This is a genomic window from Fulvivirga sp. (assembly GCF_040218215.1).
In the GTDB taxonomy this organism is placed as follows: Bacteria; Bacteroidota; Bacteroidia; order Cytophagales; family Cyclobacteriaceae; genus Fulvivirga.
The window spans coordinates 23,563-46,158 of record NZ_JAVJQL010000006.1; the positions used below are offsets into that span (position 1 = coordinate 23,563).

Genomic DNA, 22,596 nt, shown 5'->3' on the forward strand with positions numbered 1-22,596 from the left:
ATTTTAAGTAACTTGGGGCATGTATTTGAGACAAATACTCATTTCCGTACTTAGTATAACTGTCACTATTTCCAGTAATGCACAACAACTTTCAGGTATTTGGTCTGGTGAACTCAATGCTGGGCGAAAGGTTTATGATACTAAGGTTATCATCAATGAAGATGGCAAGGCACTGACTGGTACTATTGAAGTAATAGGAAAAAGAGACTCCAGCAAATACTACTTCAACGGCTATCTTGAAGATGGTGAAGTTGAATTAACTGCCACAGCTTTCATATATAAGAAGGGTTTGCACTGTTTGCCTAAAATTAAACTTGCCGCAGATGGCAATAAATTGGATGGCACCTGGGGTTTTAACCCTGTTTGGGGCGGATGTCTACCAGCAGTTTCTGGGAAAATATCTATAACACAACAGTCAAAAGAAGTAGTTGTAAGCAGCCTGAATGAGCCAGTAGCTGAGGTGGCTTATGATGATTTTGAAGGCACTGAACTTGTGAAGGCTCTAAAAGAGCGTAAATATTATGCGCTTGTTATCGGTATCAATGATTATCCTGGCGAAGGTATTCCTACACTTGCCCAACCCATCAATGATGCTGAAAAGCTCATAGATGCACTTACCACGTACTATACTTTTGAAAAGGAGAATATTACCTTTTTAAAGAACCCTACCCGATCAAACCTTATAGACGCTTTTGACAAATTAGCCAATACAGTAAAGGAGCGCGACAATTTACTGATATTTTATGCCGGCCACGGGATTTGGGACGATCAGCTCAATCAGGGATTCTGGTTGCCTTCTGATGCTTCAAAGGTTTCAAAGTCACAGTGGTTGTCCAATGGAACAATCAGGGATTACATCCGTGCAATTAAATCCAAACATACTTTATTAATAGCTGATGCCTGCTTCGGGGGCAGTATTTTGAAAGAACGTGCTGTGAGCATGAACGGTAAGGCAATGCTCGAAATGTACAAAAGACCAAGCCGTAAAGCCATGACCAGTGGAGCACTTTCCACCGTTCCTGATCAAAGTGTATTTATAAAATATTTGGTCAAGAATCTGGCCTACAATCAGGCACCGTTATTATCTACAGAACAAGTCTTCAGCAACTTTAAGTTTTCTGTGATCAACAACAGCGAGACTGGTCAGGTACCGCAGTATGGTGCCATCAGCCTTGCTGGTGATGAAGGTGGTGACTTTATCTTCCTTAAAAGGGACTAGATTCTAGAACAAGGCCTTCGCAATACTATACACTGGATCTGACTTACCCATAGAGTAATAATGTAATACAGGGGCTCCTTTAGCCATTAACTCTTTAGACTGCTGAATAGTCCACTCCACTCCTATTTCTTTTGCCTGAGCGTTGTCCTTACAAGATTCTATAGCATCAGCCAGCGCCTCGGGAATGTCAATATGAAAAAACCTTGGAAGAACAGATATCTGCCTTTTGCTGGTTAAAGGTTTAAGCCCCGGAATAATAGGCACATTGATTCCTTCATTTCTACAGTTATCTACAAATTCAAAGTACTTCGAATTATCAAAGAACATTTGAGTTACTATATAATCTGCTCCCATATCTACTTTCATCTTTAGATATTTAAGGTCATTTTTCATGTTGGGAGCCGTATAGTGCTTTTCCGGATAGCCTGCTACACCAATACAGAAATCGGTTGGAGATGCATTTAAAAGCTCTTCATCTAAGTAGATGCCATTATTCAGGTCTTTCACCTGGCCCAATAACTCTGAAGCATATTTATGTCCTTCTGGTTCTGGCACGAACATAGGTTCTGTTTTAATGGCATCACCTTGCAGTACAAGCACATTTTGTATCCCCAAAAAGTCCAAATCTATCAATGCGTTCTCTGTTTCTTCCTTGTTAAACCCACCACAGATAATATGAGGTACTGCCTCAACTTCATAGCGGTTTTTTATGGCTGCGCATATCCCTACTGTTCCAGGCCTCTTTCTAATCGACTTACGCTCCAACAATCCATTACCTCTATTTTTATATACATATTCTTCCCTGTGATAAGTAACATCAATAAAAGGAGGTTTGAACTCCATTAAAGGATCAATGTGATTGAACAGATTCTTAATATTTTCTCCTTTTAATGGGGGCAATATTTCAAAGCTGAATAATGTTTTCTTCGCTTTTTCTATTTGTTCTGTAATCTTCATAATTCTAAAGTCTAAAAAATAATGTATTTAATAAGCCAGATTAGGTGATAGCCACTTCTCTATTTCTTCAATGGTCATACCTTTCCGTTTAGCATAATTTTCAATTTGATCTTTGCTGACCTTACCCAAACCGAAATACGTAGATTGTGGGTGTCCAAAATAGAACCCACTCACGGCTGCTCCCGGATACATGGCATATGATTCAGTAAGTACAATTTCCGTCTGCTCTTCTACCTTCAGTAAATCAAATAAGATTCGTTTCTCCGTATGGTCAGGACAGGCCGGATAACCCGGTGCAGGACGTATGCCATGATATTTCTCCTTAATGAGCTCCTCAGTAGACAGTGACTCACCTTTTGCATAGCCCCAAAACTCTTTACGAACTCTAACATGCATCAACTCTGCAAGCGCCTCTGCCAACCGATCTGCCAAAGCTTTGGCCATTATACTTTTATAATCGTCATGATCACTTTCATATTTTTCCACCAGCTTGTCTAGTCCAATGCCTGCTGTCACGGCAAATCCGCCCATATAATCATCCTTAGGCGCTACAAAATCGGCAAGTGAGATGTTAGGCAAATTGGCACCCTTTTTACCCTGTTGACGAAGAAAGTGGAATTCCACTTCTTTGCCTTCATCATTAATTATGACATCATCACCGGTATTATGAGCAGGAAACAAGCCAATAACCGCTTGAGCCTTGAGTGATTTATTGGCTATAATTTCATCCAGCATCGCATTGGCATCGTCAAAAAGCTTCTTTGCTTCTTTCCCAATCATTTGATTATCAAATATTTGTGGGTACTTACCTTTAAGCATCCAGGTTTGGAAAAAAGGAGTCCAATCAATATATGGCCTGATTTCTTCCAAAGGATAGTCATCGATAACCTTACGTCCAATTAACGCAGGTTTAGTGGGCTTATACTCTGACCAATCTATGTTTACCTTATTGGCTTGAGCTTGGGCGAAGGAAATATAGTTCTTAGCCGACTGCTTTGAGGCATGGTCCGTTCTAAGGGCTTCATATTCGCTTTTCACATTTTTATGAAAAGCTTCCCTGGTTTTCCCGCTTACTAATTCACCTACTACAGGAACACTTCTGGAAGCATCCAATACATGAACAACCGCCCCGCTATAATTTTGGTCTATTTTAACAGCAGTATGAATTCTTGACGTAGTTGCACCTCCTATTAGCAAAGGAATATTGAGTTGCTTCCTTTCCATTTCCTTCGCTACATGCACCATTTCGTCTAATGAAGGTGTAATAAGACCACTAAGGCCTATCGCTATAACCTCGTGCTCTATGGCTGCATCAATGATCTTTTGAGCAGGAACCATCACACCGAGGTCAATGATTTCATAGTTATTGCAAGCCAATACCACTCCCACGATATTTTTACCAATATCATGAACGTCTCCTTTAACTGTAGCTAAAAGAATCTTATTGCCAGCCTTGGGGGTATTGTTCCTTCTTTTCTCCTCCTCCATGTAAGGCTCCAAATAAGCAACAGCCTTTTTCATCACTCTGGCACTTTTCACTACCTGAGGCAAAAACATTTTACCTGAACCAAAAAGGTCTCCAACGATATTCATCCCGTCCATCAATGGCCCTTCTATTACCCTCAATGGACTGTTATATTTCACACGGGCTTCTTCAGTATCTTCATCAATGAATTCAATAATACCTTTGATTAAAGCGTGCGACAGCCTTGACTCCACAGACTCGCTTCTCCACGCATCATCAGCGACCTTTTTCTTTTGACCACCCTTGACACCATCAGCAAATTCAAGTAGCCTTTCTGTAGCATCTTCCCTTCTGTCAAGCAATACATCTTCCACCTTCTCCAATAAGTCTTTAGGTATCTCATCGTAGACCTCCAGCATGGATGGGTTTACAATACCCATATCCATACCATGGTTTATACCATGATACAGGAATGCAGAATGCATGGCCTCACGAACAGGGTTATTTCCCCTAAAGGAAAAAGACACATTACTCACACCCCCACTAACATGTGCCCCTGGTAAATTTTCCCTGATCCACTTTGCTGCACCAAAGAAATCCAGTGCATTCTTGCGATGCTCTTCCATCCCTGTAGCCACAGGAAAAATGTTAGGATCAAAAATGATATCGTGAGCGGGAAATTTCACCTGATTCACCAAAATATCATATGACCTTTTACAAATGTCTATCCTTCGCTGATAAGTATCAGCCTGGCCATCTTCATCAAAAGCCATCACCACTACGGCAGCACCATACCTTTTGACCTTTTTAGCCTGCTCAATAAATTCGGCTTCTCCAGATTTTAAGCTGATGGAATTTACTACTCCTTTACCCTGAATGCATTTTAAACCAGCTTCAATAATGTGCCATTTAGAAGAGTCTATCATTATCGGCACCCTGGCTATGTCGGGCTCAGAAGCTATAAGGTTAAGGAAAGTGACCATGGCATGCTCGCCATCAAGCATACCTTCATCCATATTTATATCAATGATCTGAGCACCACCTTCTACCTGTTCGCGGGCAATTTCAAGTGCTGTGTCATAGTCACCCTCCTTTATCAGGTTTAAAAACTTCTTTGAGCCTGTGACATTGGTGCGCTCGCCAATATTCACAAAATTGGTTTCAGGGGTAACGAGCAGCGGCTCAAGGCCGCTTAGCTTTAAATATGATTGATGTTTTAAAGTCATAAAATCTAAAAAGTAAACAAAAAAAAAGCTCTTCTGATAGGTCAGAAGAGCTCATAATATTTTTATAATAATGAAGGCTTATACTGACTTATCTTTCCTTAACACAACGTGTAAGGGTGGAATTAGCACCTTTGCCAGTTTAATGACATGGTTGCCAAGGCTTCATAGGGCCATTTCCCTCTGCCTTTCTTGATAAGATTATCACAAAGAACTTAACTTCAAATATATTACTATTTTAACAATCTGCACCTAAAATCTCAATTGTCAAAATTAATAGTCCAAAAATAACCCGTAAGGCGTCAAAAGGTTGTTTTAAACCCCTGATTCGACAGGATTTGAGCTGCCTAAACAACCGCAACAGTCCACTGTTATCCTGACAGCCAGTTGGCTGACGAGGTCCCGTATCGGCTAAGCCGATACAAGATGAGGCCTTGTTTTGGAAAAAGGCTCACTCGGTATTGTTTTTAATGTTAGGTTTAAAAAACACGGTCAAGCCTTACGGGCAGTGCAAATTTAAAATTAAAATGAGAGGAAATGCAGTCAATAATTTTATTTTTACTTCCGGTGTAACATTTTTTTCAACCTTAAACTATAGATGATGGAATCGTACGAATCAAATGAAGGTGTAAAACTTACTGATCAATCCTTAAAGAATCTTAACGAGACCAGAAAATGGACAATGTTCATTTCCATTGTGGGTTTTGTTTTTGTAGCACTGATGGTACTGATAGCATTATTTATTGGTTCTGTGATGAGCAACCTTCCCACTGGTTCGTCAATGCCCATTTCAAAAGGTTTTGCTACTGTAATTTATCTTGTTATAGCAGCAATTTACTTTTTCCCAATTTACTATTTGTATAAATTCTCATCGCACATGAAAATTGGCATTGTTACGAAGTCTGAGCAGGAAGTGGAGTACGCATTTAAATATTTAAAATCCCATTACAAATTCATGGGCATTCTGCTGGCGATAGTTTTGGTTTTTTATATAATGATCTTCTTTGGAAGTATTATGTTCGGAGCACTGTTTAGCCTCTAGCACCAATTAGTTGAAGGTCATAAAAATGCAAATCTTAAGTATTTGATATCATGACCTTCAGCACTAAACTTTTGCTCATACCTTGTCCTTATATCATGGCATTCACTTACATATTCAGAATGATATAGATCATGAGTAAAATGTAAATCTTTGATATCCTCTCGCGACTTTAATACTTCCAGTGTATAGTCAAACAAGCCTGTGTTATCAGTTTTGAGTCTAACTATGCCATTTTTTGAAATTATTGATTTGTAGATATCTAAAAATCTCGAATGAGTGACCCTTCGTTTTTCATCCCTATCCCTTGGCCTTGGGTCAGGAAATGTTATCCATATTTCATTGACCTCTCCTGGTTCGAAAAAGTTATTAAGTTCTAGCAAATGCGTTCTTAAAAAAGCCACATTCTCCAACCCCTCTTCTTCAGCTATGGCACTGCCCTTCCATATCCTGTCTCCTTTAATATCAATGCCAATGTGGTTGTTATTAGGAAAAAGTCTTCCTAAACCAATAGTATATTCGCCTCTACCACAAGCAAGCTCCAGTGTAATAGGATTGTCGTTTATAAACACATCTTTGTGCCAATTACCTTTTACATGCTCATAGATTGCTTTACTTGGCTCAATAACGTTAGCTCGCTCTGCTATCTCAGCAAAACGCTTTAGCTTTCCTCTACTCATTCAGGATTAAATTTTATAGACCTTCAATTTCTGCAACCACAAAGTTACTGCCTCCTATAAAAATGAAATCATTTTCTGAGGCATTATTTTCAGCTACCTCAATGGCTTTATTAACATTGGGAATACAATAACCAATCAGGTCATATTCACTGGCTACTTGCTGTAGTTTGGATGCAGGTAATGCTCTGGGTATATCAGCCTGGCAGAAGTAATACTGAGCCTCTTTAGGTAGTAGCTGCATAACTGAGGTGAGCTCTTTATCATTGACTACACCGATAACAATATGAAGCTTATCAAATGTGTAATTTTTGATTTGGTTAATCACATATCTAAGTCCAGCCTCATTATGTCCTACATCACAATATTTCAATGGTTTTGATCCTAGTTTTTGCCAGCGTCCTTTTAGGCCTGTTATTGCAAAAGCTTCTTCCACTCCTGCAACAATCGCACTCTCATTCACATCAAACCCTCTATCTCTCAGAATCTCAACAACTTTAATCACTCCTTTCAAATTCCTTTGTTGATATGCAGCCTCTTGAACATGATGAACATTAACCTCCATATTGTCAGTTCTAATGACTAACCCTTCGTTGGTGCCTACTTGAACATAATCTTCAGCGAAATAGAGGTATGAATTTAGCTGCTTTGCCCTTTTAACAAAAACACCTTCAATTTCAGGCTGGCGCTCACTTATCACAACTGGAATATTCTCCTTGATGATGCCAGCTTTTTCCCCGGCTATCGTTGTTATATCATTCCCAAGCCATTGCTGATGATCATTGCTAATGTTAGTAATGAGCGAAACCTCAGGAATGATGACATTGGTTGAATCCAACCTGCCACCCATACCAACTTCTATAATGGCAATATCAACCTGCTCTTTTGCGAAATAATGAAAACACATGGCTACCGTAATCTCAAAAAAGGAAGGCTTGATCTCCTCTATTAAAGGCTTTATCAAATCCACGAATTCAACCACAGCCTCTTTAGTAATCTCTACTCCGTTGATTTTTATCCGTTCTGTAAAAGATTTTAAATGTGGAGAGGTATAAAGACCCGTTTTATAGCCTGCCTTTTGCATGATAGCCGCTAAATAGTGTGAAGAACTGCCCTTGCCATTGGTGCCGGCTACATGCACAGATTTAAATTGATGTTCAGGGTTTCCTAAAAACTGGCATAGTTTAAGGGTATTGGTCAGGTCTTTTTTATAAGCACTGGCACCATCTCTTTGGAACATTGGCAATTGTGAGAATAAGAACTTGACAGTGTTCTCATATTCTAAATCAATATTCGTCATAAAACGTAGGAGGAATAGATTATTTTGATTTGATCACAAAGGTTACTGAGCCTTTTGTAGTTGCTGATGATACAACTCCATCATTTGTCTTACTGAATGTTATATCCCTCAATTGATCCTCATAAAATTTAGCGATGGCCATTGAAACACTACTATTTCTTATGGTAGTTTTCATAACATAACCATCTTGATCAATTAAAAAATCTATTACTACAATTCCATTCTCAGAGCTTTTATCTTTTTTATTAGGCACCTCGTCCCATATCCATCCAATTATTTGCAACGCTGGTCCGCCACCTCCCCCAGGCTGACCATATAATGCTCTGGAATCCAAGGTTCCTTCTTCGTGGCCCTTATCACCTACTTTGTTAGTATTATCGCCATGATTGGCCGCCTTTTGTTCAGTCGCCTCTCCGTCTTTACCTTTTGCTCCATCTTCCGGCTTTGTGACTTCAGTTTTTTCAACTGGCTTTGTTGTTTCCTTTTTAACTTCTTTTGGGGTTTCTTTTACGGGCTTTACTTCTTCTTTCACCACTTCTTTGGCTACTACATCTGGTGAAGCCTGTTCGTTTACAGTAGTTTCTTCCACCACTGGTTCAGCCACTTCATTCACCTCTTCTGTTTGAGTATCATCAGTTGACTCTACTGTTTCTTCAGGCAATTCATTTTCGGCAGCTTCTTCTTGAGATTGACTGTCATTGGCTTCAACCTCTGGCTGCTCCTCACCGGAGCCTACATTATCCAATCCAAAATTTAGTTCAATACCATATTCAGGAAGTGGAGGATCAGGCTCTTTCCATGCAAGCATAAATAAAAAAGCAACTAGCAATAAGGCATGCAGAGTCACCGATGCTATGGCAGCAGTTCTTCTGTTTTTCTTATCGTTTTGTTCCTCAGTCATTTACTTAGGTTTTGTTGCAATAGACACCTTAGCTTCCAATGAAGTGGCTAAATCAGCCACAAATACCAGGTGTTCTGTTGGTACGCTACTATCTATATGAAGTACTACCACACCCTCTTTTCCAATCAACTTACTTCTTAGCTCGCCTTCCAGACGGCCTTTAGAAACCTTTTTATCATTAACGTAATAATCCAGCTCTTTGGTTATAGTCACAGAAACTTTCTGCATTTCTACCGTAGAAGACTTACTTGTGGGTAAATTAACAGGCAAACCTGATGGCGTTATAAACGAAGATGTAAGCATGAAAAACACCAATAACAGAAATATGATATCTGTCATTGAAGCCATACTAAACATCGGCTCTACATTATGTTTTGACTTTAAAGACACCTGACTTTAGTTTTTTGGTTCTTGAAGGAGATCAATAAACTCAACAGAACTATATTCCATCTTATGGACAATCTTCTGAACCCTGGTAACAAGGTAATTGTAACCCAGATAGGCGATAATACCGACAAACAACCCTGCTGCCGTGGTAATCATAGCTGTATAAATACCTTCAGAAAGCAATTTAGGGCTCACTGAGCCTTCTTCCTGGGCAATGGCAATAAATGCCTGAATCATACCTATTACAGTTCCTAAGAAGCCGAGCATAGGAGCTGATCCTGAAATAGTAGCTAAAAGAGAAAGATTCTTCTCTAATTTAAAAATTTCAATTTTACCTACATTCTCTATTGACACTTCAATGTTTTTTAATGGGCTTCCTATTCTGCTTACACCTTTTTCAATCATTCTGGCGATTGAAGAATCTTCCTGATGGCAAAGCATTTTAGCGCCATTGATATCACCTTTTTCGACTAAAGATCTAATCTGGTTCATAAAACCCTCTGAAGGCATTGCTGCTTTCTTGATAGTAAGTACACGCTCAATAAAAATATATACAGCTGCTACTGAAAGAAGTGCTATAGGCACCATCATAAAACCTCCTTGAAAGAGGAGGTCTATAATTCTTACAGAGTCAGGAGAAGTGGCCGCAGAGGCTGTATCCACTGCGGTCTGTATTTGTGTTAATATCATAGTTAGTATTTGATTACCCAAACGTCCTCGCCATATTCACTCTTTAACTCATTGGCTCTGTTTTCAGCAGCAGCCCAAGTATCAAGGTTATCAACGGTAATTCTATGAAATTTACTTGTTCCATAGGGTGGTATTATCTGAATACTCACACCTGTTTTGGTTAATTTGTTAGCAAAATCCATCGCCAAATCCCCGTCAATATCGCTAGCGATAACAACGTAGTAACGTCCGGTTCTTGCCGTAATTGTTTCAACGGTTCCAATTTTTGGTTTGGCGGCTTCTTCAGCGGCTAACCTAGCTGCCTCTCTATCTGCAGCTTCCTGTGCTAATCTTTCCTCTTCCGCTTTTTTCTCAGAAGCTAACCGTTTTGCTGCTTCCTCTTGCTTAAGTTTTTCTATTCTTGCCTGTTCCTTTTCCTGGGCAGGTTTGTGAATAAAGAAATACCATCCTCCCACTCCAAGCACTGCCAGAATCAATACAATGGCTACAATTTTACCAGTGTTAGAACTCTCCTCTTGCGGAGGGGTATAGCTTCCTGGTACATACTCATTAGTTGATTCCTGCTCATTTTCCTGAGCATAAGTATCTTGATAGTCAGAAGAGTAACTGTCACTTTCAGTATCATCAGAAGAATCAGTATCATCAGAATAGCTTGATGAAGAATCGTCTGAATAGGAAGATGTGCTGTCATCAGATGAACTAGAAGTATCTTCCTCTGCGGTTTCGTCTAACGGTTGATAATCGACATCGGGTAAACCAAAACTATCATCTGCTTCATTAAAATCATTTTGGTTATCATCATTGAAGTCGTTGTTATCTTCTATTTCATCATCTTTTTTCTTAGCCATTATATATGCTTTAAGGTTGTTGGTTAAGTAAGTTAATACAAAAATAATCGAATTTTCGACTGTGCAAAATCTAAGGAACTTACATTAAGCGCATTACAATATAGGAATTTATAACAATAACCCTATTAATGGCCATTAAAAGCTATATGTTACACCTGCCAGCACCTGCAAACCTCTGGATGGGTAATTATATAAAACCTCGTATTCGTTTGATAATAAGTTGTTTAATCTGATAAAAGCCGAGAATTGTTTAGAAAAAAGATATTCCGCCTTAAGGTTTAGGTCAAGTGCCGCATCCAGATCAATATCTTCGCCAGTATTAAAATCAAAAGCTTTTATTCCACCAAGCATATATGCCTCTGCTTCAAACCTGAATTTGTCATAAAGCTTGTAAGTAGAAATTGCTGACACTTTATAATTAGGCCTGTGGTAAGCCTCTTGTATTTCATCCGTATCATATCCCCAATAATCTCCACGAAGAATAAACCTTAAGGCCTCGTTTCTATTGTAACTTAATTCTCCATAGATATTTACCAATGAAGTACTCCCCTGATCATAAACAACCATAAACTTTGATTTATCAAGCGGGCTGTTTAGAAAGTAATACATGTTTTTATAAGTACTAACACTGATACCTGACCTGAAACCCATTTTACTACTCAAACTACCCTCTATGCCGCCATAAAGCTGAAAGGTTTTATTGGTATTAAAGGCCTGGGCGTTTGGCATTAGAAAAGGGTTCTCATTAGTCATCTTTCTTAATGTGAGCTTTTCAATATCGCCATCAATACCAGCAAATACTGTGAACCCTGATCGTAGCTGATATCTTGCTTTAGCTACCGGATAAAAATGCACTTCATCAGAATCTCCTAAAGTATCATTCTCATAAATGGCCTTGAATCCTGCATTGATCAAAAACCCACCATATTCAAAAGTTAATGTTGGATTAACCCGGAAAATGTTTCTGGTTTTAACGTCCAGAAGCACATCTTTCTGCGAGATAATATCTAAATCACTTTTTATCTCTGCTTTGGTTGTTCCACCTATATCAAAACCAGTATTAAGATCTATCTGAAATTCACTTTCCTTGGCTTCGTAGTTATCAGTCAAATAATCAAACTGAAAACCCGCGAGGTAACTCAACTTGGCATCAGCCTGAGTGTTTTCGAGATATCCCTGAATATGCATAACACTGAAATTTTGCTTTAATGTATCTGCATCAACTTCTTGATTTTCAGGGTATCCATAAAAGTTATATCGCCTTCTGTCAAAACCTACTTCACCACTGGCCGTAACCTTACTACCGAAATATTTACCGAAAACATTTCCATTCATAACCCCCGATCCAGAGTTCTTGCCATCAACTGGCCCATTTCTGGAATCAAGGAAATTAAAATGAGCACCGTACATCATTTGGTTGTCTCTCTTGTTTGAAAAATAACCCTCCAGGTAAGGTGTAGCGTAGTTGCCAAAACCTGCTTTCACATAATTACCATACAACTTATTTAATGGTTCATCTTTCATTCTTAATGGCCTAACCCGAATATTTAATGCCGGTAGCGGCAAGTTCAAATTGCTGAAAAAATACTCCAAATTAGGTTGAGTTCTAACTATACTAGAGGGCGGTATTTTTTCAAAATTACGGTTAGCTTTAGGCAGCGTTATTTCTCTATCCTTAACAATTTGAATTTCTACATCTTCAATCTCACCATCATTTTTCTCCCATTCTTCCTGAGCAAACAAACCAGTGCTGAGAAGGGTAAAAACTAAAAACAGGGCTGTTTTCAATGAAATTCGGTGATAGATATTTTCTATATTCATTTTATAATTCATTATTAATCAAACAGTTAATTATCATTTATCAAACTATCTGATGAATTAGTTGTTGCTGAGTTTTCTTCACTAACCATTTTGTCTATTTCGGCTAGTTTTTGCTTTGCCTTAGTTTTATAAAACTCTAATGGGAAGTTTTCAACTATAGATTTTAAAGTACCCTTCGCCTGGAAAATATCCCCGAGTGCAAGGTAATCTTCTGCGAGTAGCATGTACCCCTTACCTACCCATTCGGTATAGGCATTGAAATTATTATTTAAGGCAATAAGTGCTTCAATGGATTTTTGATACTCTTTAGTATTATAATAAATGAGTCCCAAAAGATATTGCGCTTCAGCTCCGTACTCATCCCTGGCAGTATTTAATGTAGTCAAAAACTCATCCTGAGCTTGCTCATAATTTCCTCTAGCAAAATCAGCTTTCCCTAAGTAAAGTGAGGCCTTATTTTGAGAGCTGATATGAACATTCCCCTTTTCAAGAATAATTTCCGCATACCTATCAACCGAGTCGTATGTTCCTTTGAGATAATAGGATTCCATTAGGCCTGCCCATGCATTGTATTGCTCCTTTTTGGTTGAGGAAATATCAGCCAACTGATAGAAGAAATAAATAGCATTATCATATCGACCACTCAAATACTCTATCTCAGCTATTCTACCTACTATTCTATTGTACTGCTCATAAGAAGTATTAGTGACTAGTTCATTATAAACTTCAAGCGCTGGTTCGAAGTCACGTAACCTATAATAAGACTCAGCTATATAATAAGATGCTTCCGTAACCCTGAGGTCTTCAGGATAGGTTTTTATAAATGCCTGCAACCTTTCAATGGCTTTTTTATAGTTCAGGTTGAAGTACTGGTTTTTCGCAGATTCATATTCTACTGCTTCCAAGCCACTTTTTTCCGGATTAGCCGATTTGTAGGCAGCAAGTTGCTGATCAAACTCACCACCTCTACCAACGATATTAAGTACCTCCTGTAGTGGCAGAAGCACCTCACCTGCGACACTATGAGTTGGATATTCATTAAGAATGGTTTGATAATCCTTTATACTCTTTTCATACTGCTGTAGGTTGTAGTTACCAGAGGCTCTTTTAGAATAGGCATAGGGTATTAACCTACTATTAGGCTTTTGTGCTATTAGTCTGTCAAACCCTTTAATTGCAGCTTCATAATCCCCTTTTTCTAAGAATAACTGCCCCTTTTGAAAAAGTGCATCATCAAAATATCTTGATCTTGGAATGGCAATCACACCATCAAAAGCTTTAGCCGCTGCATTAACATTACCTTCAATACCATTTATCAAACCAGTTTGATATAAGGCATAGTCATTGTCCGCTCTATTAAATTGGATAGCTTTAGCATAAAAACTAAGTGCGTTGTCATAAGATTTGCTCACATAATAGCAATCGGCCAGTCTAAGCAGGGCATCATCATAATACATTTTATCTGATTGCTTCTCCACACCATTTACATACTCTTTAAAATGGATTAATGCCTTATCGTATTCTTTAGTATTATAATAGGCATAACCAATTCCATATCTTGCCCTTAAGCCAGTGTTGGTGCTGATTAATTGGGAATTGCCTAAAATAGCCCTGTAATAAGGAAATGCTTCATCATACCTCCTTCCTACGGAATAAGCCTCGGCAGACCATAAATTAGCCAATCCTGAGTATTGCAGGTCTAAAGGGTATTTCAGCGATTTCTTAAAATAATCTATAGCCTGTCTGTAGTCACCCTTATTAAAAAGCTCAGAGCCTTTATAAAAGGTGGCCTTTTGATAAACCATTTGTTGGCTTCTGGTCAGACTGCCCATCCCTTCAATATGATTAATGGCCAAATCATAATTATTGGAATTAAAGTAGGCTTCGGAAAGCAAGTCATTAATTTCAACAATGTGCTCCCCTTTTGGGTATTGGGTTTTATAATATTCGAATGCATTAACTGCTTCTTCAGACTTACCAAGGTCATAAGTGACTTTAGCATACTGATAGGCTCCTTCTTTTCTTAATGCTTCGTTTATTTTATTATTCCTAGCATTGTCAAACGCTGTAACTGCATATAGTTTATTACCCTGCTTCAAATACATTACACCTAGATAGTATGATGCATAAACTCCAATACTGTCCTTTTCGGTAGCTGCCCTTTTTAAATGATCAATGGCTTCATCGTAATCCCCTTCTTTATAATAAGTATACCCAATACGATATCTAACTTCATTAGCAGGGTTTGAATTTGCAGATTCATATTTATGATAGTATTGAGAAGCATTGGCAAAATCATTTTTCATTAAGTAAGCATCGCCTAAAAGCAAATAAAGATCTTTATGATTTGCATTCGCCTCTGACTTGTTAATGACTTTGGTTCCAAAACCAATCAGGTCATCATAACGATTCTGCTTGTAGTATAAGTTGGCTAACAAAGTTGGTGCAACACTGGCATAGGCCTCATTTTGAGATGCTTTTTCAAGGTCTATAATGGCTTTATCATATTGTTTTAGCTCATACTCAATATAACCAGCATAGTAGTTGGAGGCAGCCATGTATTCACCATTTTGGCGTTTCAATACATTAAAATAGGTTATGGCATCTTCAAAGTTACGCTCCGCAAAATGAGAATAACCAAGTTTATACCTTGTCTCCTGGCGTTGATTTTCTGTGATAAGGGCCAGATTGACTTTCCCGTAATACTCAGCGGCCTTTTTATACTTTTTTTCTTTGAAGTAAAAATTACCTAATTCGAAATAGGCAGTAACCGCCTTATGATGTTCTTTATGGTTTGTAATAAAATCTTCAACACGCTTCTCACCGTCCTCATGGTATAAACCTAAAGCACAAAATGCAACGTAATATTCTGCATCGGCCTTTTTAACATCATTGCTGGACTGAGATATGTACTTTTCAAATCTCTGCCGTGCTGATGTATATTCTGATTTATCTAACAGTTCAAGGCCTTCTCTAAATAATGATTCCTGGTCATTAAAATACTGGGTGTTTTGACCAAAAGCGATGTTAAAAAAAATTAGCTGACTGATCAGCCATAGTTTGTATTTCATAGATGTGCTAGGGTCTTCTATTTGAAGTTGGTTATGTAGCTAACGTAAAACATCTTCAAATTATGGTCTTCTTTAAAAATAAATTTGACTACGGATTAAATATAAACAATTGACCTGCTTTTGTCTAATGGAATCTAGTGCAACAGCTTAAAAACAAGCTCTTTCAATATTTGACCAGAATTATTGGTACTGTTGTGATCCACACCTTTTGATTTTAAATCTGCCACTTTTATATGATGAATATTATTCACAACCTGCATTAACGAATATTTTGACATGGCAGCAGTGTAGTCCTGAACAAAATAGGGATTGATTTTAAGTACACTTGCCAAGCCCTTAGGAGATTTATCTTTTGCGTGTAACGCCATTAACAGCTTGCTATAAAAAGAGAATAAATTAGCGACAATTGGTATTATGGGGTTCTTGCTGGCATTAGCCTCAAAGTAATTCACGATCTTATTGGCCTTTATCACATCCTTCTGGATTAAAGCTTTTTGTAGTTCGAATACATTATAATCCTTACTTATGCCAACATACTTCTGAATCAAGTGCTCATCTATCTCCTTGCTGCCATCAAGGTTAATGGCCACTTTATTGATCTCATTAGTCAATCTTTCCAGATTATTGCCTATAGCTTCAGAAAGCATAAGCACAGCCTTTTGACTGGCTGTTAAGCCTTTGGATTTAATATAGCCATCAATCCATGTTGGTACCTGATTGTCATAAAGTTTTTTGGTTGTAACTGACACTGCCAGTTTATCAAGGTTCTTACCCAATGCCTTTCGCTTATCAAGGGCTTTATTTTTATGGCAGAAAACAAGGATAGTGGAAGGTACCGGATTATTCAGATAATCCATCAACATTTTAGAACCCTCTTCCCTATTTAAGTCTGAGATGTTTTGTGCCTCTTTAACAATAACTACCTGCTTCTCTGACATCATGGGGAAGCGCCTGGCGTTATTAAGAATAGTACTTACATTCACATCCCTCCCATACATGATAGTCTGGTTAAAACCTTTCTCGGCATCGGTAAGCACGTTATCCTCAATATAATCCGAAATCTGATCAATATAGAAAGTTTCATCTCCTTGTAAAAAGTAAATGGGAGCATATTTTTTCTGCTTTAAATCGGCCAAAACGCCTTCAGGAGTAGCACTCATAATTATTAAATTGTAGACCCAAAACTAGAATTTTATTTATCTAAAGTGAAAAGTCACCTAAGTAAAATAAATAATAGAATTGTACTATTAACAATAGTTGTATTGGTAATATAATTTCTACATTTGCATTACAATTTACCAAAAACACAGACGTTAATTTGGTATGATTTGTGATAAACAGACAGGAAAACAAAATTTTTAAAACATGAAAAAATTATTTAGCAAATTGTTTATGGTGGGTGCCCTAGGTGGTCTTACTTTATTGGCTAGTTGTGGTGGTGATGATGACGAACCAACACCTGCAGGACCAAGTATTGTAGTGACAACTACTCCTGCCGCAGTTGATGGTGTAATAAGTATGACAACAGATGATGAGTTAATCATTTCTGTAAACGCTAGTACTCCTGGTGGTTTTAATACTGCCACGTTAAGCGGTGCAGTTACAGTTACAGAAACAAGAACTACATTAGGAATAGATGCTGGAGCAACATCCGCTGATTTCTCATTCGATCCAATTGTTTTCAACAACGCAGGAACTGCAACAATCACTGTAACTGTAATTGATGATATTATTGTGGATGGAGCATCTCAGACCACTTCTGAAACTTTAACTATTGAGGTAACTGAAGCGAGTACACCGGCTAATGTGTTTACTGCTAAACTACTTTATGCTCAACTAGCAAGTGAAGATTCAAAAACTTTCTTTTCAACTAATCTAGGTGAAACAGTTAGCAAAAATGAGGTTGACGCAAGTGCAGCTCCTAATTCAAGTGATATTGATTTTGGTTATGCTGCAGGTGCTACAGGAACTGTTTTCCTAGCATCTCCATCCAGCTACCCTACTTTTACAGGCTATGACCTATCAATTTGGAACACTTTGAATACTACAACATTCAAAAATGTTACCTTAACTGATGAAGAGTATTTGGCAGTTGAGACAGATTTGGACCTTATTGCACTTTATGAAGAAGGCACAACTCCTGAAGATAGAAAAACAGGATTCGAAGCTGGTGCTACATTTGCATTTCAACTTGATGCAGATAAAGGAAGTAAAAAAGGGCTTGTGAAAATTATAGCTATTGTTGACGGAAACTCAGATGGCGACATAATTGACAGTGTTGATTACATGGAAATAGAAGTAATCGTTGAGCAATAAACTGTCACTGAATTAAATAGAAAAAGGCCTCTACCGAGGCCTTTTTCTATTTATAGACACTTCGCTTATCAAAATATTTCCAGGCCATCACCAGCCCTATAATAGCCCCCATTAAATGCGACTCCCAGGATACCCGAGGGTTGCTTGGCAATACCCCATAAAAAATATAGCCATACATTACCAATACTATGGCCGAGAGAAACAATGACTTTAAATCCCGCCTAAACAACCCAAAGAAAATAATAAAGGCAGCTAACCCGTAAATCAAGCCACTCGCCCCTATGTGGTTACTGGGCCTGGCAACAAGCCACACCAAAATATTGGTAATAAAATAGCATGAGTAAAATACTTTATTGGCTATAGCCGGATAATAAAAGTACAGCGTGATGCCCAGGAAAAGTAATGGAACAGTATTAGAAATAAGATGGGCAGGCCCAGCATGAATTAAGGGAGCTGTTATAATCCCTATAACTCCAAAAGGCTCTCTGGGCAAGATACCAAATCGGGAGATGGGTAAATTGTAAGAATACTCCAGTACGAATACTAGCCAAACAAAAAAAACGAACCTTATTGGAGTTATAGAACTTCCAATAAGCGTTCGCTTTGATGACATATTATGTTTCAGGTATTATTTAGAAGGATTGTTGATCATTTTGAGCTCAATCAACTTGGACTCTTCGTAACCAACCGCCATATACCCTAAAATTCCACCCGATGACTCCGCTATTTTCTTGGCTAAATCCTTGATACTGGCATAAAACTCAATCGCAAAATTATTATCCAGTTTAGGTAGGATCGTATTCAACTTAGTAAGCTCATCTATAATTAGTGGATTTCTTTCTTCAGCCTTTACAGGAAAATGCTGTATCATCACTTTGAGTTTATCTTCAAAGTCAGTTCCAACTTCACCGTAATAGTCAATGAGTCCTACCCTTGCTTTTTTCTGCTTTAATTTAGCAATGCTTATTGCTTCGTTAACCTCCGATTTATCTATCTGACCATCGGCTCCGGCTATAAGTATTGTCACCAATATAGGCACAGCCAACATTGTTTCAATTTCCTCATTACTTAAGGCATTGAATTCCGCTATCATATTTAAAAAAGTTTAAAATTAATTCGATTTAAATTTAGACATTAAATTAATAAAACATGAAAAATGTCATTCAAAAGTAGCTTTGATTTTGCTTGTAATTATTTTCCAGTCAATTAATTAGCTGCCAAGTTCTTTTTTGAATAATAGTGTATTATATTTCTACATATATTGAATGCTACCCGTATGTATGACAATGAACCGGTAAAGATTTTTGCAGTTGAGGATGATTCAGCCTATACAAAATTTTTAGAATATGTTTTAAGTCTAAACCCAGATTTTGAAGTAACCAGTTTTAATACTGCCAAAAGCTTTTTAGATCGGCTGCATGAAAAGCCTAATATAATAACGCTGGACTATACCCTACCCGATATGGAAGGTGAAAAGGTGCTTAGAAGTATTAAAGACTTCGATCCTGACATACCAGTGATCATCATATCAGCACAAGAAAAAATAGGAACAGCAGTTGAGCTATTAAAGTCAGGGGCCTATGATTACATTATTAAAGATGAAGAAACCAAAGACAGGTTATTAAATACTATTAATAATGCTCGCAAAAATATTTCCCTGACCAAAGAAATTGATCATCTTAAGCAGGAAATTTCTGAGAAATATGAATTTGACTCTAGTATTGTAGGAAACAGTACTGCGCTAAAAAAGGTGTTCTCATTACTGGAAAAAGCCGTTCAAACAAATATAACAGTATCAATAACAGGGGAAACCGGTACAGGTAAAGAACTGGCGGCTAAGGCCATACATTACAATTCTAAAAGAAAGAAAAAACCTTTGGTAGCTGTAAATATAGCAGCCATCCCTAAAGACCTCATTGAAAGCGAGCTGTTTGGCTATGAAAAAGGTGCTTTTACCGGAGCCAATACCCGAAAAACAGGAAAGTTTGAAGAATCTAATGGAGGAACACTGTTTCTTGATGAGATTGGGGAAATGGATATTAACCTTCAGGCTAAATTATTAAGGGCTATTCAGGAAAGGGAGATTACCAGAATTGGTGGCAATGATATCATCCCTCTTGATTTTAGATTAATAGTTGCAACACATAGAGATCTGGCTGAGGAAGTTAAAGCTGGCAATTTTAGAGAAGATCTTTATTATAGATTGTTAGGCTTGCCAATACACCTACCCCCCTTACGTGAAAGAGATAGGGATATCATTTTGCTAGCAAAGTTCTTTTTGCAGCAGTTTGCAAAAGAAAACGATATGCCTGTTTTACAGCTTAGTGTTGAAGCTCAAAACACTCTTTTAAAATATCCATTTCCTGGTAATATAAGAGAACTTAAATCCATTATTGAGTTATCTGCAGTAATGGCCAATGGCTCAGAAATATTGCCTGAAGACATCTCTTTTAATAGCATATCCAAAGAATCAAACTTCCTATTTGAAGAAATGAGCCTTCGTGATTATACTTTTAAAATAATTAAGTACTATCTGAACAAGTATGATAACAACGTATTGAAAGTAGCGGATAAACTGGATATTGGTAAATCCACTATCTACCGATACTTAAAAGAGATGGAAGAAATAGTTGAATAATGGCCATAAAAAGTTTACTCGATTATGTGAACCAAGGCTTATTTTATAAAGCTGTAGTTGAGGATGGTTCAGATATAATTTTTATTGTTGACTATAAGGGCAACATTCTTTACCACAACCCATCAGTAGAAGATACTTTAGGTCATGCTCCTGACAGCTTAATAGGCAAAAATTTCTTTGACTATATAAAACCCAGCACATTAAAATCATTCAAGTCAGAATTCAAGAAAAGCATCTCCAAACCTTATGATGAAAGCATTGAATTTCGATTTCTCTGTAAAGACAACTCCTTCCGGTATCTGGAATTTAACTCCATTAACTTAAAACATAAAGGTGGTGTTGAAGGACTTATACTTGATTGCAGAGATATAACACAACGAAAAAAGGATGCAGAGGAACTATTGAGAGCCCAAAAAGCAAAGGAGCAGTTCCTTGCAAATATGAGCCATGAAATAAGAACCCCTATCAATGGTATATCAGGAATGGTGAATCTCATTTCTGAAGCCAACAGCGAAAAGGATAAGAAGCAATATTTAAATGCCATTAAGAATTCAACAGAAAGCTTAAAAGTAATAATCAATGATATACTTGACCTCTCGGTTATAGAGTCTGGCAAGCTTAAGTTTGAAAAGATTGGTTTTAATATCAGGTATCAACTAGGTGCGGTGCTGGACACCTTTTTGTATCAATCTAAGGAAAAAGGCATTGAGTTAAATTATAGTATTGAACCTGAGGCCGATCAGGTACTATTGGGCGACCCTGCCAGACTTAATCAGATCTTAATAAATCTTATCAGTAATGCTGTCAAGTTCACCCATGTAGGTGAAATCAGAATTGATGTTAATTTATTAAAGAAGAAAAATAATATAAAGTATATTCAATTTAGGATCAGTGATACAGGTGTAGGCATACCCGCTGAGAAAATACATCACATATTTGACAGTTTCACACAAGCAGATGCAAGCGTAACAAGACGATATGGCGGTACAGGATTGGGTTTGACTATTGTTAAAGAGTTGATCGAACTTCAGAAGGGCACAATTCAAGTGGAAAGTCAGGAAAATCAAGGGACTATATTCACCTTTATGATACCTTATGAGGAAGGAGACACCACAGACCTTGTTCACCCAAAATCATCTAAAAAGTTTAGTGAAACACTTAAGCATTCACTTAAAGATTTAAGGGTACTATTAATAGAAGATAATGACATCAACAGGTTGTATGCTATCAATATCCTGAAAAAGTGGAATTGTATTGTTGATGGTGCTGAGAATGGTTTCATAGGAGTTGAGAAATTAAAAAGTGGCGAATACGACATCATCCTTATGGATGTGCAAATGCCCATCATGGACGGCTATGAAGCAACTAGAACAATAAGAAAAATGCTGGAAACCCCTAAAAACAAAATTCCAATTATCGCTCTTACAGCTAATGCCATTAAAGGTGATATTGATAAATGTAAGGCTGTGGGGATGAACGACTACCTTTCTAAACCCTTTCACCCAGAGGCACTTTTTAAAGTAATAACTAAATACATTGGGGTAGAAAAGAAAAGTGTTGAATCCTACATAAAGGAGCAGGCTCAACAAACAAAACTCACCAACCTTGATTATTTAAGAAGTGTATGTGATGGAGACCTGAATTTTATGAATGACATGGTTCAAACATTCATAACCAATACACCGGTAGCTATCAATGAGCTTCAAAAGGCATCTGACAAGTCTGATTGGGATCAGGTGAGTAAATTAGTCCATAAATTGAAGCCTTCTATTACCTTTGTCGGGCTTGAAAAGGCTAGAACCATTGTGAAAAAAATTGAAGAATCATCAAAGGAAAATACAGGGACAGATCAAATACCCGGCAAGGTAAATGAACTATCTTCCCTTGTTCAAAAAGCCCTCTCTGAGTTAAGAATAGCAATGGAAAACAAGTTTAAATAGTCTCTGAAAAACCTAACCCATCCCAAAATGGGATAGTTAGCAAACCAAATCATCCAAATTTCAAAAATAGCAGACATTACACAACTGGCACAGATTTAGTGACA

At 37.6% G+C, this 22,596-nt stretch carries 18 protein-coding genes and 1 riboswitch; of the genes, 5 read left to right on the forward strand and 13 right to left on the reverse strand.

Annotated elements, in window-relative coordinates; translation table 11 throughout:
• Window positions 1-19: 19 nt before the first annotated feature.
• Complete coding sequence (locus tag RIB54_RS01525) at window positions 20-1,219, forward strand: caspase family protein (RefSeq protein WP_350098970.1); 1,200 nt, start codon at window positions 20-22, stop codon at window positions 1,217-1,219.
• A 3-nt stretch (window positions 1,220-1,222) separates the two neighbouring features.
• On the opposite strand, the gene metF is transcribed toward RIB54_RS01525, so the two are convergent.
• Both metF and metH read right to left on the reverse strand, forming a co-directional pair.
• The gene (gene metF / locus RIB54_RS01530) at window positions 1,223-2,176 is read right to left on the reverse strand and encodes a methylenetetrahydrofolate reductase [NAD(P)H] (protein WP_350065389.1); all 954 of its coding nucleotides are present in this window, start codon (window positions 2,174-2,176) and stop codon (window positions 1,223-1,225) included.
• 27 nt (window positions 2,177-2,203) lie between these two features.
• The gene (gene metH, locus RIB54_RS01535) at window positions 2,204-4,867 is read right to left on the reverse strand and encodes a methionine synthase (RefSeq protein WP_350098971.1); all 2,664 of its coding nucleotides are present in this window, start codon (window positions 4,865-4,867) and stop codon (window positions 2,204-2,206) included.
• A gap of 85 nt (window positions 4,868-4,952) precedes the next feature.
• Window positions 4,953-5,066, reverse strand: a riboswitch (SAM riboswitch).
• Between the two features lie 396 nt (window positions 5,067-5,462).
• Between metH and RIB54_RS01540 the strand changes: the two genes are divergently transcribed.
• Window positions 5,463-5,906: a hypothetical protein gene (locus RIB54_RS01540; protein WP_350098972.1), complete on the forward strand. Its 444-nt coding sequence runs from the start codon at window positions 5,463-5,465 to the stop codon at window positions 5,904-5,906.
• A gap of 17 nt (window positions 5,907-5,923) precedes the next feature.
• On the opposite strand, the gene trmB is transcribed toward RIB54_RS01540, so the two are convergent.
• From trmB to holA, 9 genes are all read right to left on the reverse strand, one after another.
• The gene (trmB, locus tag RIB54_RS01545) at window positions 5,924-6,583 is read right to left on the reverse strand and encodes a tRNA (guanosine(46)-N7)-methyltransferase TrmB (protein ID WP_350098973.1); all 660 of its coding nucleotides are present in this window, start codon (window positions 6,581-6,583) and stop codon (window positions 5,924-5,926) included.
• A 13-nt stretch (window positions 6,584-6,596) separates the two neighbouring features.
• On the reverse strand, window positions 6,597-7,880 hold the full coding sequence (locus tag RIB54_RS01550; RefSeq protein ID WP_350098974.1) for a bifunctional folylpolyglutamate synthase/dihydrofolate synthase: 1,284 nt from the start codon (window positions 7,878-7,880) through the stop codon (window positions 6,597-6,599).
• Window positions 7,881-7,899: 19 nt separating this feature from the next.
• Entirely contained in the window at window positions 7,900-8,781 is an 882-nt protein-coding gene (locus tag RIB54_RS01555; protein WP_350098975.1) for a hypothetical protein, read from the reverse strand.
• On the reverse strand, window positions 8,782-9,171 hold the full coding sequence (locus tag RIB54_RS01560) for an ExbD/TolR family protein (RefSeq protein WP_350065378.1): 390 nt from the start codon (window positions 9,169-9,171) through the stop codon (window positions 8,782-8,784).
• A 6-nt stretch (window positions 9,172-9,177) separates the two neighbouring features.
• On the reverse strand, window positions 9,178-9,858 hold the full coding sequence (locus RIB54_RS01565) for a MotA/TolQ/ExbB proton channel family protein (RefSeq protein ID WP_350098976.1): 681 nt from the start codon (window positions 9,856-9,858) through the stop codon (window positions 9,178-9,180).
• A gap of 2 nt (window positions 9,859-9,860) precedes the next feature.
• The gene (locus tag RIB54_RS01570; RefSeq protein ID WP_350098977.1) at window positions 9,861-10,706 is read right to left on the reverse strand and encodes a hypothetical protein; all 846 of its coding nucleotides are present in this window, start codon (window positions 10,704-10,706) and stop codon (window positions 9,861-9,863) included.
• A gap of 135 nt (window positions 10,707-10,841) precedes the next feature.
• On the reverse strand, window positions 10,842-12,527 hold the full coding sequence (locus RIB54_RS01575; protein ID WP_350098978.1) for a TonB-dependent receptor: 1,686 nt from the start codon (window positions 12,525-12,527) through the stop codon (window positions 10,842-10,844).
• A gap of 26 nt (window positions 12,528-12,553) precedes the next feature.
• Complete coding sequence (locus RIB54_RS01580; RefSeq protein WP_350098979.1) at window positions 12,554-15,598, reverse strand: tetratricopeptide repeat protein; 3,045 nt, start codon at window positions 15,596-15,598, stop codon at window positions 12,554-12,556.
• Window positions 15,599-15,732: 134 nt separating this feature from the next.
• Window positions 15,733-16,758: a DNA polymerase III subunit delta gene (gene holA / locus RIB54_RS01585; protein ID WP_350098980.1), complete on the reverse strand. Its 1,026-nt coding sequence runs from the start codon at window positions 16,756-16,758 to the stop codon at window positions 15,733-15,735.
• A gap of 205 nt (window positions 16,759-16,963) precedes the next feature.
• Between holA and RIB54_RS01590 the strand changes: the two genes are divergently transcribed.
• The gene (locus tag RIB54_RS01590) at window positions 16,964-17,914 is read left to right on the forward strand and encodes a hypothetical protein (protein ID WP_350098981.1); all 951 of its coding nucleotides are present in this window, start codon (window positions 16,964-16,966) and stop codon (window positions 17,912-17,914) included.
• A 46-nt stretch (window positions 17,915-17,960) separates the two neighbouring features.
• Here RIB54_RS01590 and RIB54_RS01595 read toward each other — a convergent pair whose 3' ends face one another.
• Complete coding sequence (locus RIB54_RS01595; protein ID WP_350098982.1) at window positions 17,961-18,527, reverse strand: rhomboid family intramembrane serine protease; 567 nt, start codon at window positions 18,525-18,527, stop codon at window positions 17,961-17,963.
• 15 nt (window positions 18,528-18,542) lie between these two features.
• On the reverse strand, window positions 18,543-19,007 hold the full coding sequence (locus RIB54_RS01600) for a hypothetical protein (protein WP_350098983.1): 465 nt from the start codon (window positions 19,005-19,007) through the stop codon (window positions 18,543-18,545).
• A 183-nt stretch (window positions 19,008-19,190) separates the two neighbouring features.
• Here RIB54_RS01600 and RIB54_RS01605 point away from each other — a divergent pair, with 183 nt between their 5' ends.
• Window positions 19,191-20,552 carry a sigma-54-dependent transcriptional regulator gene (locus RIB54_RS01605; RefSeq protein ID WP_350065360.1) on the forward strand — a complete coding sequence of 454 codons (1,362 nt, stop codon included), beginning with the start codon at window positions 19,191-19,193 and terminating at the stop codon, window positions 20,550-20,552.
• A complete protein-coding gene (locus RIB54_RS01610) occupies window positions 20,552-22,492 on the forward strand; it encodes a PAS domain-containing hybrid sensor histidine kinase/response regulator (RefSeq protein WP_350098984.1) in 1,941 nt (646 codons plus the stop codon). Before RIB54_RS01605 ends, RIB54_RS01610 begins: the two co-directional genes overlap by 1 nt.
• Window positions 22,493-22,596 lie beyond the last annotated feature (104 nt).

Coding starts and splice junctions, on each gene's coding strand:
- RIB54_RS01580 (WP_350098979.1), bottom strand. CDS start 15,598: ATGAAATACAAACTATGGCTGATCAGTCAGCTAATTTTTTTTAACATC.
- trmB (WP_350098973.1), bottom strand. CDS start 6,583: ATGAGTAGAGGAAAGCTAAAGCGTTTTGCTGAGATAGCAGAGCGAGCT.
- RIB54_RS01595 (WP_350098982.1), bottom strand. CDS start 18,527: ATGTCATCAAAGCGAACGCTTATTGGAAGTTCTATAACTCCAATAAGG.
- RIB54_RS01570 (WP_350098977.1), bottom strand. CDS start 10,706: ATGGCTAAGAAAAAAGATGATGAAATAGAAGATAACAACGACTTCAAT.
- metH (WP_350098971.1), bottom strand. CDS start 4,867: ATGACTTTAAAACATCAATCATATTTAAAGCTAAGCGGCCTTGAGCCG.
- RIB54_RS01605 (WP_350065360.1), top strand. CDS start 19,191: ATGTATGACAATGAACCGGTAAAGATTTTTGCAGTTGAGGATGATTCA.
- metF (WP_350065389.1), bottom strand. CDS start 2,176: ATGAAGATTACAGAACAAATAGAAAAAGCGAAGAAAACATTATTCAGC.
- RIB54_RS01575 (WP_350098978.1), bottom strand. CDS start 12,527: ATGAATATAGAAAATATCTATCACCGAATTTCATTGAAAACAGCCCTG.
- RIB54_RS01550 (WP_350098974.1), bottom strand. CDS start 7,880: ATGACGAATATTGATTTAGAATATGAGAACACTGTCAAGTTCTTATTC.
- RIB54_RS01565 (WP_350098976.1), bottom strand. CDS start 9,858: ATGATATTAACACAAATACAGACCGCAGTGGATACAGCCTCTGCGGCC.
- RIB54_RS01600 (WP_350098983.1), bottom strand. CDS start 19,007: ATGATAGCGGAATTCAATGCCTTAAGTAATGAGGAAATTGAAACAATG.
- RIB54_RS01555 (WP_350098975.1), bottom strand. CDS start 8,781: ATGACTGAGGAACAAAACGATAAGAAAAACAGAAGAACTGCTGCCATA.
- RIB54_RS01590 (WP_350098981.1), top strand. CDS start 16,964: ATGAAAAAATTATTTAGCAAATTGTTTATGGTGGGTGCCCTAGGTGGT.
- holA (WP_350098980.1), bottom strand. CDS start 16,758: ATGAGTGCTACTCCTGAAGGCGTTTTGGCCGATTTAAAGCAGAAAAAA.
- RIB54_RS01525 (WP_350098970.1), top strand. CDS start 20: ATGTATTTGAGACAAATACTCATTTCCGTACTTAGTATAACTGTCACT.
- RIB54_RS01540 (WP_350098972.1), top strand. CDS start 5,463: ATGATGGAATCGTACGAATCAAATGAAGGTGTAAAACTTACTGATCAA.
- RIB54_RS01610 (WP_350098984.1), top strand. CDS start 20,552: ATGGCCATAAAAAGTTTACTCGATTATGTGAACCAAGGCTTATTTTAT.